Origin of the sequence: Acinetobacter sp. SwsAc4, assembly GCF_013391535.1 — a bacterium.
Taxonomy (GTDB): domain Bacteria; phylum Pseudomonadota; class Gammaproteobacteria; order Pseudomonadales; family Moraxellaceae; genus Acinetobacter.
Genome location: NZ_JACAXC010000006.1, coordinates 23,597 through 36,617, shown reverse-complemented (window position 1 = coordinate 36,617; position 13,021 = coordinate 23,597). Strand labels below are relative to the sequence as shown.

The following is a 13,021-nucleotide window of genomic DNA, read 5'->3' as shown; positions in this document are numbered from 1 at the left end:
AAAAATAAAGCCAGTTTTGACTAAAAGCTTTGATTCGTAACGATTCTGTACAAAATATGCAAATGACTAGCAGGATTCGATATTTTCTCTTAACCTAAATCATTCTATTGATTTAATGTTGCCCCATGACTAAACAAAATAGCTTACAAACCACACTCATTCATGCACCACGCCAAGCTCCCCAATACATAGAAACGATTCAACCTCCCCTATTTCGTGCATCAACGATTATTTTTAAAACAACAGCGCACCTTTTTGATCGCCACTGGACTGACCCTTATGATTATAGTTATGGCACACACGGTACACCGACCACGTTTACATTAGGAGATAATATTGCTCGAATTGAAGGTGGAAATTATTGTTTACTTGCACCCAGTGGCTTATCTGCAATCAATTTAGTAAATAGTACTTTTTTAAGCTCAGGGGATGAAGTTTGGGTTGCAGACAATATTTATGGCCCAAATCTGGAACACTTAAAGAATCTGCAAGACCGCTACGGCATTCACGTCAAAATCTACAACCCAATTGATGCAAATAGCTTCCAACCAACTGAAAAAGCTAAATTAATTTGGATAGAGGCGGCAGGTTCTGTCACTTTAGAATTTCCCGACCTCAAAAATCTGGTTAAAAAAGCACAGCAAGCGAAGGTTCTCACTGCATTGGATAATACATGGGGTGCAGGGCTAGCTTTTAATGCATTTGATTTTTCAGATGAGCATTTGTCTGTGGACATCACTATACATGCACTCACCAAATACCCAAGCGGTGGTGGCGATATTTTAATGGGTTCAGTGGTTACACGAGATCCGCAATTACATCATAAACTGTACCGTATGCATGCAACCCAAGGGATCTGTGTTTCAGGCGATGATACCGCACAAATTCAACGCAGCTTGGCTCATATGCCACTTCGTTATGAACAACAATCTAACAGTGCAATAGCAGTGCTTGATTGGCTAAAGCAACAATCTCAATTTTGCCAAGTTTTACATCCAAGTGATGCCAACTCAGCAGGCCATTTATTTTGGCAGCAAGTCTGTGAAACAGGAAAAAGCGCAGGTTTAGTCAGTGTCATTTTCAAACCTGAATATGATCTCGCAGCGATTCGAAAATTCTGCGATAGCTTAAACTTATTTAAGTTGGGATTCAGTTGGGGCGGCCCTGTCAGCCTTGTTATGCTTTATGATTTAAAACAGATGCGAGAACTAGAAAATACACATTTACAACAAGGTTTATTGGTTCGCTTCTGCATAGGACTAGAACATCCAAACGATTTAATCCAAGATATTCAAAACGCACTAAAACAACTCGAATGAAATAAAGCATAGGTGAAGAATGAATACAGCCATTATTATTGCAAAAAAAACCACAGATACAACGCAAGATATTGTTTTACATTCTCAATTTGCAAACCGCCACGGTTTAATTGCAGGTGCGACAGGCACAGGTAAAACAGTGACTCTGAAGGTATTAGCCGAAAGTTTCTCACGGCTGGGCGTACCTGTCTTTTTGGCAGATGCTAAAGGTGATGTCTCTAGTTTGGCTAAAGCAGGAAGTAGCAACCCCAAATTTGATGAGCGTTTAAAAAACTTACAACTTGAACCCATTTCATTTGCTGCTTCCCCTGTTATTTTTTGGGATTTATTTGGACAACAAGGTCATCCTATTCGTACCACAATTTCAGAAATTGGTCCGTTACTTTTGGCACAAATGCTCAATCTGAATGACACACAAGAAGGCGTTCTTTCGGCCGTTTTCCGCGTTGCAGATGATCAAGGGCTTTTATTAATTGATTTCAAAGACCTTAAAGCCATGCTGACCTATGTCAGCGAAAATACAGCCGAATTAAAAGCTGAATATGGCAACCTTTCTCCAGCTAGTCTTGGGGCGATTCAACGTAATTTATTGGCTTTAGGTGATCAAGGTGGAGAGCAATTTTTTGGTGAGCCTAGCCTGAATATTCTCGACTTTATTCAGACCGATACCAATGGTCATGGCTATATCAATATCTTAGCTGCCGACAAGTTGATGAATACCCCGAAGCTTTATGCCACATTCCTGTTATGGATGCTTTCTGAGCTATTTGAGCAGCTCCCAGAAGTTGGCGATATGGATAAGCCGAAACTGGTGTTCTTCTTCGATGAGGCTCATTTGTTATTTGATAATGCCAGTCCAGCATTGCAACAGAAAATCGAACAGGTAGTTCGCCTGATTCGCTCTAAAGGTGTGGGGATTTATTTTATTACACAAAATCCACTGGATTTACCAGAAAGTGTCTTAGGGCAATTAGGCAACCGTGTGCAACATGCCTTACGTGCATTTACTCCAAAAGATCAAAAGGTGGTCAAAACCGCAGCGGATACCTTTCGAGCCAATCCTGATTTTAAGGTTGATCAAGCGATTACCGAACTAGCTGTAGGTGAGGCTTTGATTAGTTGTTTGGATGAACAAGGCACCCCTCAGATTGTTGAACGCGGTTGGGTGATGCCCCCTTACTCCTCTTTTAGCCCAATCACTCCTGAAGAACGACAGGTGATGATGGGGCAAAGTATTGTTGCAGGTGTTTATGATCAAGCTGTGGATCGTGATAGTGCTTATGAAATGCTGCAAAAGAAAGTGCTACAACAGTCTCAACAAAAACAGGCAGATGAATTAGAAAAGCAGCAAAGCAAAGAACAAGATGCTTTAGCCAAACAACAGGCGAAAGAACAAGAACGCTTTGCGAAAGAGCAGCAAAAAGCCGCAGAGAAAGCACAACGAGATCGCGAAAAACTCACCCAAGATATTGTGGGAACTTTTGCAAAAAGTGCGGCTCGGAGCTTGGGCGGCTCTACAGGTCAAAAGATCGTTCGCGGTTTACTTGGCTCATTATTTGGCAAATAAAAATCTTTATTATGTTAAAAAACAGGGAATAATCATTTATCCCCTATTTTTTTTATGGTTTAATCAAAACTGATCTTGCAAATAAATTTTATAAGGTATATTTTAAATATATCTTATAAATGATAGCCAAGAGAGATCACCCATGACTCCGCAGCAAATTGACCTTGTAAAAGCAACTGTACCTGTACTCCGTGAAAATGGTGTGGCACTCACGGGTTACTTTTACAACCGTATGTTAGGTAATAACCCCGAATTAAAAGAAACCTTCAATATGGGACATCAACGTAGTGGTGCACAAGCACAAGCACTTGCGGGTGCTGTACTAGCTTATGCGGAAAATATTGAAGATCCTTCTGTACTTTTACCTGTGGTCGAATTGATTGCACACAAACATGTGAGCTTGAATATTCAATCACCTGATTACAGTATTGTGGGTGAGAACTTACTGCACTCTATCAGTGAAGTACTGAATATCTCGATGGAAGATCCATTGATTGGTGCATGGGCTGCCGCTTATGGTCAATTAGCTGACTTATTTATTAGCACTGAAAAAGCGATCTATGATCAACATCAACAAACCAAAGGCAGTTGGTTAGGTTGGCGCAATTTCAAAATTGCCAAAAAAGTCGTTGAAAGCGATGAAATTACTTCATTCTATTTAGCTCCTGTGGATGGCGGTGAATTACCTAAATATGAAGCAGGTCAATACATTTCAGTCCGTGTATTTGTTGAGGAACTAGGTTTAAGACAGCCACGTCAATACACGCTTTCAACGAGCCCTCAAGCAGATTACTTACGTATTTCAGTCAAGCGTGAAGATGAAAAAGGTGATTTGGCAGGTGGCTGGGTATCTAGTACGTTGCATGGTTTGGCTGAGGGTTCAGAAATTGAAGTTTCTGCACCAACAGGTAACTTCTATTTAATTGATAGCAGCAAACGTAATGTATTTATTAGTGGTGGTGTTGGCTTAACGCCAATGATTGCAATGCTGAATCAATTGGTGACAGAAGATATGCCTCAGCCTGTCAGCTTTATTCATGCCTGCCGTAGCAGTCAGGTGCATGCCATGAAAAAGCATATCCATGAACTAAAAGCAAAGTATCCACGTCTGAGCACATTCACTGCTTATGAGTTTCCACATGAAAGTGATGTGCTAGGTGAAGATTATGACGTTGCTGGCCGTCTGGATTTAGCAGCGATGGATGCCGCTTTACTGCCAATCAATGCAGACTATTATCTGTGTGGTCCAATGCCATTTATGGCGGAACAGCATAAGGCACTGGTTGCCCGTGGTATTCCTGCCGAAAACATTCATAGCGAAGCATTCGGTACGGGTGGCGTAAAACTCAACTAATCGGTGCTGCGTTTTGCATAGGGCTAGTCTATGTTAGACTAGCCCTTTCTGTTTAAAGCAATAGATTGAGTGAAAACCCATGCAACTCAATAAGTTTACTGATTATGCACTCAGAATCTTAATGTATGTCGCTCGTCCGAGTGATGTACCGTATACGATTGCAGATATTGCACGGGACTTGCATGTATCCCAAAACCATTTAGTGAAAATCGTTCACTTCATGGGAAAACAGCATTGGATTGTAACGATTCGCGGCAAAGGCGGTGGACTTCGTTTAAATCCAGAAGCCAAAAGTTTAAAACTAGGTGAAATTGTTCGTATCCTACAAGGCAATCATCAAATCGTAGAATGTAATACGCCACCTTGTGTTTTGCGCTCTCATTGCGGACTTAAAAGTATTTTGGATCAAGCTTTAGAATGTTTTTATCAAAGCCTTGATCAATATACGCTTGGAGAAGTGGTGCAATATGGCATTCTTCCCTCTTCTACAAATTCAAATATTGACTTTTTACAACTCGTTCAAAAAGCCTAAACATCAAGATTCGCACGAATCTCTCACATCCTTTATAATAGTCGTTGCTATTTCAATTCAAAAAGTAAGCTTCTATGCGTCGTAGTGAAAAATCGAAAGACACCAAAGCCAAACTCGCACCTAAACAAAAAATCAGTTATGAAAAAAAGACTGATCCTGCTGTAACCGCGTATGCAGTGCAGTCTTTGACTTGGTTACGCCAAGCTGAATTTTTGATGAGTGCGCCTAAACTGGATTTGTGCGTAGAAGATACAGGTTATGAAATCGCATTTGCAGGTCGTTCCAATGCAGGAAAATCGAGTGCAATTAATGCTTTAACTAATCAAAAGCAACTCGCACGCGCTTCAAAAAGACCAGGCCGCACGCAAATGATTAACTTTTTTAGCTTAGGTAATCCAGATCAACGTTTGGTCGATTTGCCAGGTTATGGTTATGCAGCCGTCCCTGAAGCCATGAAAATCGTATGGCAGAAAGAACTTGAGAACTACCTAATCCATCGTAAAAGCTTACAAGGCTTAGTACTGTTAATGGACATCCGCCATCCATTACAACACTTTGACTTAATGATGCTGGAATGGGCACATTCACGCCATTTGTTTGTGCATATCCTACTTACTAAAGCCGATAAATTAAACCGTGGCCCTGCCAATAAAGTACTATTAGAAATTAAGCAGCAGTTGAAGAAAATGAAACTTGATTTCTCGATTCAATTATTCTCTTCACTCAATCGAATTGGTTTAGAAGAATTGGCAAGCGTCATGGGTGGCCGTTTAAATTTCACACTTGATCAACCAGCAGAATTTGACCTTGATCAGATCCCAGAAGCTTCAGAAGTAGACGTCGAAGAATAAATAATGCATTTTATGCAACTTGATGCATTAAATTAATTTCTAATTGTCCCGAATTGCTAAACACAAACACTAGGTAGTTTTCATATACTGCTTAGTGTTGTTTCATTGCACTATCGATTAGGACTAAACGATGAAATTACTATCATTTATGAAGAACAAAGTGCTTGGTTCTTCGATTGACTATAAAATTCTCCCACGCAAAGTGAAGTTTGACTGGAAAAAAACACCAGTGGATTGGATTCCAAACCAGCCTTATGCCAGTTATTTTATTAATGAAATTAACAATATTTTGCCTGCTGGTGAGTTTTGGTTCTGCCGCTTATACAACAAAGTTCTTCCAGAAATTACTGATGAAAAATTAAAACAAGACGTTCAAGCATTTATTCGCCAAGAAGCGATGCATGCGGTTGCACATACGTCTGCGAACAAAGAATATCTTAGCCAACGTAATATTGATATTCAGCGTAATCTCGATATTATGGATTTCTTATTTAATAAAGCTTTAGCGGATCAGCCTTTTGGTAAAGAAGTTCCTAAAATACTTGACCATCAATGGGATTTGTTCCGTCTAGGCATCATTGCAACAGTTGAACACATGACTTGTGTATTGGGTAAATACGCACTGTATAACAAACGTTGGGAAGAGCTCGGTGCCGATCCTGAAATGATTGATCTGATTAAATGGCATGGTTCTGAAGAAATCGAACATCGTACCGTTGCCTTTGATCTATATCGTCATTTAGGTGGTGGTTATATTGCACGTTATTACATGAGCGTCGCTGTAATCGTGGGTGTACTTGGTTTATGGGTTGATGGCGCGGCACATATCATGGGGCAAGATCCTCGTTTTGCCGACAAAAAACCGAGCTTATTTAGACCATGGGTTTGGATGGAATGGTACAAAATTGGTCGTCAAGATAATCAGGTTTTACCAAATCCAATTTGGTTGGTCGCTCAACAAATCAACTATCTCTTGCCTTGGTATAATCCTGTGAAAGAAGGTAATACTCAAGATGCGGTGAATTATTTAAATAATTCACCGGCAGCAAAACGCGCTTTACAACAAGCTGCATAAGCATTTCAATAAAAAAAGCAGGAGTCTTCTCCTGCTTTTTTTATTTCTTAAATCGCATCAACTTGATTCAACTTCTGCTTGCTTAGCATAACGATCAACAACAACACTGATCATCATATCGCCCTGTACATTGACCACAGTACGCACTGTATCCAGCACACGGTCAATTGGCAGTAAAATCGCAATCGCTTCCGCAGGCAAACCAACTGATTGTAAAACCATAATCATGGTCACCATACCTGCGCTGGGAATACCTGGTGCTCCCAATGAAGCAATCATGGCAGTTAAACATACGATAATTTGCTGTGTTAAGCTCAAGTCCAAGCCCATCAAATTTGCAATAAACAAAGCAGCGGCTGCCTCATAAAGTGCAGTACCATCCATATTTAATTGTGTTCCTAAAGGAATCACAAATCCTGCCGTCTGTGGTCGCACACCTAAATTTTCTTGTGCACATTTCATACTGAGTGGCATCGTCGCGGAACTTGAACTAGTCGCAAATGCAGTGACCAAAGCTGTGCGTGCACCTTTAAAGAAAGTGATTGGATTCATTTTTCCAAAAATCCAAAGTAATGCCGGCAAAACAACAGCACCGTGAAAAATCGTTGTTCCTGTGACAACCATTGCGAATTCCACTAAACGACTTAACACGGAAAGATCTTCAGTCGCAATCAATTTAGCAAGCAATGCAAAAATACCGATTGGGGCTAGCTTCATCACCCAACCCACAAGCATCATCATCATGACAAAGAATTGTTGGCAGGTATTGCGAACCAAACTAAAGCTTTCACCCCCTTTGACTAATGCGACTCCAAGGAATAACGCAAAGACCACAACTGCAAGTACATTACCCTCATTAAATGCTTTAAAAGGATTGATCAAGGTATTTTGGATAAAACTGGTCAGAAAACTTGAAGGCGTCAGCGTATCTGGCGTCTGATGGTTTTGCATGGCTTCTTGGAAGATTTGAATATCTACGCCTTTGCCCACTTCAAATAGATGTGCACAACTAATCCCTAAAATCAAAGCTAAGGTTGTCGTCGTGAGGCAGCTTAATGCTGTAATTTTCCAAACTCGTCCAAATTGTCCACCAGCCTGTAAATTTGAAACACCTACAACGATCGAACTAAAAATAAGTGGGATGAGCAACATTTTTAGTAAACCAATAAAAATACTGCTTAAAATCCCTAGCCCATACAAACTATGTTCAGCAAAACTAGTCTGCGGATATAAGGTTAAGAAGAACCCATATATAACACCCAGTACAGCTGCGATTAGAATTTGTGTATTTAAATTCATTCTGATTAATAAAATATTTTAGCTTGTGGGTACTATGGCACGCCCATATTGAAGAATCGAGCAATTTTTTGTCACAACCTTATGACAAAAAAAGCCATCTAAACAATGGCTTTAATTTGAGTTTTTCAAATCTAATTTTACTGGGTTTCAATTTCTCTCAATCGAATTAGACCTTCTTGCACAGTGCTACATACCAGCTGACCATTCTGCCACATGCGTCCAAAATTCAGACCACGTGAACTGGCACTAATCGTTGCTTCCATATCGTAAAGCATCCAATCATCAGCACGTAACGGGCGATGGAAGTAAATGGTATGATCAATACTTGCACATTGTAAATTTGGCGAAATCCAAGATAACCCGTGTGGACGCAGTGCTGTAGTCATCAAAGTAAAGTCTGAATAAAACGCAACGATGGCTTGATGTAATGAAACGTCATCAACATTTTCTGCAATACGATCATGGGTACGAATGTAGTGCGCATAATATGGTGCTTCAGGCTGCGGCTGAAAAGGATTAACTGGTCGAGTTGGTCTGATTTCCACATGACGTTCGCGCATAAAACTCGTACGTGCATTTTCTGGAACGAAATTAAGCATACTTTCTTTTAATTCTTTCTCAGACTTCAGCTCTTCAGGACTCGGATACTCTGGTTCTTTATGTTGATAATTTAAGCCTTCTTCTGGATTGGCAAAAGATACCATCGCCGAGAAAATTGTACGTCCATGTTGGATTGCACGCACTTGTCGACTTGCAAAACTTTTACCATCTCGCAATGGATCAACTTCATAAATGATCGGTGCATCGACATCACCACCATATAAAAAATAAGCATGCAACGAATGTGCTGGACGGTTTGTGGTATATGACGCCGCTCTTAATGCTTGTCCAAGAACTTGCCCACCGAATACTCGTTTCCCAACCAAATTGCGACTGTTGCCTCGGAAAATATGTTCTTCCAACTTTTCCAAAGTCAAAAGTTCAACCAGTTCTTGAGTTAACGCATTCATGTAATAGCCTTCCAACATCAATGAGGAGAGATCAACTAATCCATTCAGGATTGATCATTTCGATTGTGCCACAAATTCCAATAAATATGCTCAGGATAAAATGATTCATCCGTCACATTAATCTTTATTTATAACCGCTAAAAATACGATTTTTAACGATAAAATCTACCAAATACGCTATATTTTGTCAGAAAATAACATATCGTTTCATGACAGAATATCGCAGAATGTCGTGTTGACGTTTGTGTTCATCGAGCTATGCCGTACGCTGTGGTTTTACGGCACTATAACAACGCCTCATGCTCAAGGTTATCATTTAGGAGTCTGTAATGTCCAAGACTGGATTTGGTCAAATGTATCGCCAACTTTCGAGTAAGTTACTTGACCTTGTGGTCACTCCACATGTTCTTGGTGAAGTTCCTACAGAATCAACAACAACTGAGCAAAGCACACCAGATTCAAATAAAGTGATTTGCTATGTACTACAAAATTATTCACGTAGTAATGCTTTGGTAGTTGATGGTGAAACGCGTCGCCTTCATCTTAAGCCAGCTTTGGATGCCATGAGTTTTGGAACTTATCACGAAAAAAACTCGATTCTATTTTTACATCAGAATGAAAATAACTTTTTTAATACTCAAACATATCCCCCACGCCTTCTACAGTTGATCGAAGCATTAGAACAAAATCAAGAAGTAGATGTTCAATTAGTTCCCGTTACAGTACTTTGGGGACGCTCACCTGATAAAGAAGATTCATGGTTTAAATTATTATTTTCTGATACTTGGGCAACACCAGGTACTGTTAAACAACTCATGAATATTGGCTTACATGGGCGTGATTCATATTTAGAATTCCATGAGCCTCAATCTCTACGTGAATTGGTAGATTATGCCAAGAGACATCATCCAAACATCTCTCCTGCCACGTATATCGCAAGTTCACTAGATGGCTACCTAGACCAGCAACGCGAAGTGGTACTTGGGCCTGACTTGTCAGACCGCCGCAACGTGATGCAGTCTGTCATTAAGGCACCCGATGTACAGGATGCCATTCGCCGTGAAAGCATTCAGCATAAAATCAGCATGCTTGAGGCAGAACGCCGCGCAATTGGCTATGTCAATGAAATCGTTTCTGATTATTCAGCGTCAGCAGTACGCTTCGCAGATATGGCTTTAACACGATTATGGACACAACTGTATGACGGCGTTGAAGTTCATAATTTCAGTACAGTTCGCGAACTTGCGAAAGACTATGAGATTATTTACACACCCTGCCACCGTAGCCATATTGACTATTTATTACTGTCTTATGTGATTTACAAACGTGGCTTGATGATTCCATATATCGCTGCGGGTGATAACCTAAACCTACCTTTTGTAGGTCAGTTATTACGTGGAGGTGGTGCATTTTTCATACGCCGATCTTTCCGCGGAAATGCACTATATACATCTGTATTCAAAGAATATTTATACAGCATTCTATCACGCAATACGCCTATCGAGTACTTCATTGAAGGTGGTCGTTCACGTACTGGTCGCTTGCTACCACCGAAGACAGGTATGCTTGCAATGACCGTACATGGTCATTTACGTGGTCGTGCTAAGCCAATCGTATTCTTACCGACGTATATTGGGTATGAGCGCTTGATGGAAGGCTCAACTTATGTAGGTGAAATGCAAGGTAAGCCAAAAGAAGCAGAATCAATTTTCGGTATCCTCAAAACTTTACGTAAAATTGAAAGAATTTTTGGCAAGGTACACGTTAACTTTGGCGAACCTGTTTTCCTCGATGATATTTTAAAGCAGCATAATGCGGATAAAATTCAAATCGAAAAAAATGATGCGCCAATTCCAGCTGAAGTATCGAATGTTGTTTCAAGCTCAGCTAATGTTATTTTAGAAAATATTAATCGCGCAGTGGTCATCAACCCTGTTTCATTATTATCTTTGATCTTATTAGCAACACCAAAACATACATTAGATGAAGAAATCTGTGCGAAACAACTTGATATTTATCGTGATTTAGCGACTCAACAACCGTATGACGAACGCACACAAGTCACTTCTTTATCAGGTAAAGAAATCATTGCTTATGGTTTAAAGCTCAAACTGATCAAACGTGTGCAGCATGTTCTAGGTGATATTATTGCCATAGAAGACAATCAAGCCGTTTTATTAACCTATTTCCGTAACAACATCTTACATGCTTTTGTCTTACCATCACTGGTTGCATCATTGGTTGAACATAACGGTAAGATTAATAAAACAGATTTAAGCAATGTGATTCGTACATTGTATCCATTCTTAAAAGCTGAATTATTCATGAAGTGGAAAGCTTCTGAATTGCAACAGCACATTGATAACTATATCAATGCACTTGTTAAAATTGGTCTAATTTTCCAAGATCATGATGGCAACTTATTTAGCCCAACACCAAACAGTGAAGAACATCAGAAACTTTTGACTTTAGGCATGCCAGTTAAACAAAGCTTAGAGCGTTATTACATGACGCTTGCACTGATCACCCAACGTGGTTCTGGCAACATTTCAACCAAACAAGTCGAAGAGTTAAGTCACTTATTAGGTCAGCGCCTATCTGTACTATATGAATTTAACTCACCTGAGTTCTTTGATAAGTCTTTATTCCAGAGCTTTATTAAGGTTCTAACACAACAAAATTACATTCGTAATAATGAACATGGTTTCATTGAATATGATGATAATTTCAGTGAAATGGCCGCAGGTGCACAGTTGGTACTGGATGAGGCGACCTTGCAAATGTTGCAACACATTACAACATTTACAGATAAAGAACTTGCAACCGCTTTAGAAGCAATGGCTTCTCAACAGGCAAAACGTCGTTTAAAACGCAAGAAAGCTTAATGTTTCGGTATTCACTTTTGATGGGTTAGTCAAAAAAATTGGCTAACCCAATTTATTTGCGGCATTCTAAATATTTCGGATCATCTAGACATCTGAGTCGTTTGATTAGCTCGACAAAATAGGCATCGTAGTAACCTGAACCCACATAACGATTACGAATCTTAGCAACCAGCGCCTCATAGCCCTGCTTTTCATAACCCGAAATATCAGCCCAATAATACGCTGGTAAATGATTTTCCCATTGAATTGCTTGTGCAGCTAAAACATTACTATTTTTTACAAACCAAGTTCGGATTTGGTGTCCAAAACCATTGGGATACGCTTGAGGTCGAATCACAATATTAATTGCGAAATACGCGACTGGAAAATTGACAACTTGGGTCGATTCACCAAACTCTTTTTTCAAGTTATAAGGTAATACGCCATACGCTGGTGCAGCCAATATATCGATCTTCTTTTGCTTGAAAGAATCAACTGCCGTAGCAAAATCCACATAAACAGGTTTTGCCGATACACTTTGTACCAATGCCAATTGAGGCGGATTATTTTCCAAAATACCAATGGTCTTATTCTTTAATTGTGAAACTTTCCTGATCTGCTGAGTATTCATGGTCATATATGCCGTGCCAATTGGAATCATGCCTAGCACTTCATAATTTTGATCTAGCATACGTTTTTCGACATTTGGATTGGTCAATAACTGCAACAACATACGTGCAACACGATTGTTTGAAATCAAACCAATTCCACTGGTACTTCCCATAAAATGGTTGTAACGATAGGTATGAAAATTAGATGCCACTAAACCTGAACATTTATTTTGATCAAATGCCTGAATCGCATTTTTTTCATCCTTAAAAGTATCAAACTTTAACTGAGTTTTATGTTGAAGTGCATAGAGACGAATATCTTGTAAACGACGACTAATATCGCCCTGAGTGCCCAATGGATCAAACACACACCATGTTTGTGCGCCCGCCCAACTTGTTGTTGCTACCAACCCCAGCATCATGGTAAAAATTATTTTTCTCATACCCACCCCTTAATGCCTCATCACAAACCATGTGCACAACTCAGGCAGTTCCTTTACGGCGTCTGTTGGTATTTTATCATCAAAATCTATACCAAC

10 protein-coding genes are annotated in these 13,021 nt (G+C 39.8%); 7 read left to right on the top strand and 3 right to left on the bottom strand.

The genetic code is table 11. The features are described 5' to 3' along the window. Positions 1-125 precede the first annotated feature (125 nt). The 6 genes from HYG88_RS04935 (at position 126) to HYG88_RS04910 (ending at position 6,698) form a co-directional block, all read left to right on the top strand. On the top strand, positions 126-1,319 hold the full coding sequence (locus tag HYG88_RS04935) for a PLP-dependent transferase (protein WP_178882680.1): 1,194 nt from the start codon (positions 126-128) through the stop codon (positions 1,317-1,319). 19 nt (positions 1,320-1,338) lie between these two features. Continuing rightward, entirely contained in the window at positions 1,339-2,886 is a 1,548-nt protein-coding gene (locus HYG88_RS04930) for a helicase HerA-like domain-containing protein (RefSeq protein WP_178882679.1), read from the top strand. Between the two features lie 142 nt (positions 2,887-3,028). Next, a complete protein-coding gene (gene hmpA / locus HYG88_RS04925; RefSeq protein ID WP_178882678.1) occupies positions 3,029-4,240 on the top strand; it encodes an NO-inducible flavohemoprotein in 1,212 nt (403 codons plus the stop codon). Positions 4,241-4,319: 79 nt separating this feature from the next. Beyond that, entirely contained in the window at positions 4,320-4,772 is a 453-nt protein-coding gene (locus HYG88_RS04920) for an Rrf2 family transcriptional regulator (RefSeq protein ID WP_004660334.1), read from the top strand. A gap of 74 nt (positions 4,773-4,846) precedes the next feature. Next, positions 4,847-5,623, top strand: a complete 777-nt coding sequence (gene yihA, locus HYG88_RS04915) for a ribosome biogenesis GTP-binding protein YihA/YsxC (RefSeq protein ID WP_178882677.1) — start codon at positions 4,847-4,849, stop codon at positions 5,621-5,623. A 130-nt stretch (positions 5,624-5,753) separates the two neighbouring features. Further along, the gene (locus HYG88_RS04910) at positions 5,754-6,698 is read left to right on the top strand and encodes a metal-dependent hydrolase (protein WP_178882676.1); all 945 of its coding nucleotides are present in this window, start codon (positions 5,754-5,756) and stop codon (positions 6,696-6,698) included. 57 nt (positions 6,699-6,755) lie between these two features. Here HYG88_RS04910 and HYG88_RS04905 read toward each other — a convergent pair whose 3' ends face one another. Together HYG88_RS04905 and HYG88_RS04900 are read right to left on the bottom strand one after the other, a co-directional pair. Beyond that, entirely contained in the window at positions 6,756-7,997 is a 1,242-nt protein-coding gene (locus tag HYG88_RS04905; RefSeq protein WP_178882675.1) for a dicarboxylate/amino acid:cation symporter, read from the bottom strand. A gap of 137 nt (positions 7,998-8,134) precedes the next feature. After that, entirely contained in the window at positions 8,135-9,007 is an 873-nt protein-coding gene (locus HYG88_RS04900) for an acyl-CoA thioesterase II (RefSeq protein ID WP_004660328.1), read from the bottom strand. 329 nt (positions 9,008-9,336) lie between these two features. Between HYG88_RS04900 and plsB the strand changes: the two genes are divergently transcribed. Next, a complete protein-coding gene (gene plsB / locus HYG88_RS04895; RefSeq protein WP_178882674.1) occupies positions 9,337-11,892 on the top strand; it encodes a glycerol-3-phosphate 1-O-acyltransferase PlsB in 2,556 nt (851 codons plus the stop codon). A gap of 52 nt (positions 11,893-11,944) precedes the next feature. Here the strand turns inward: plsB and HYG88_RS04890 are convergent, their stop codons facing one another. Then, a complete protein-coding gene (locus HYG88_RS04890; protein WP_178882673.1) occupies positions 11,945-12,925 on the bottom strand; it encodes a putative solute-binding protein in 981 nt (326 codons plus the stop codon). Positions 12,926-13,021: the final 96 nt, after the last annotated feature.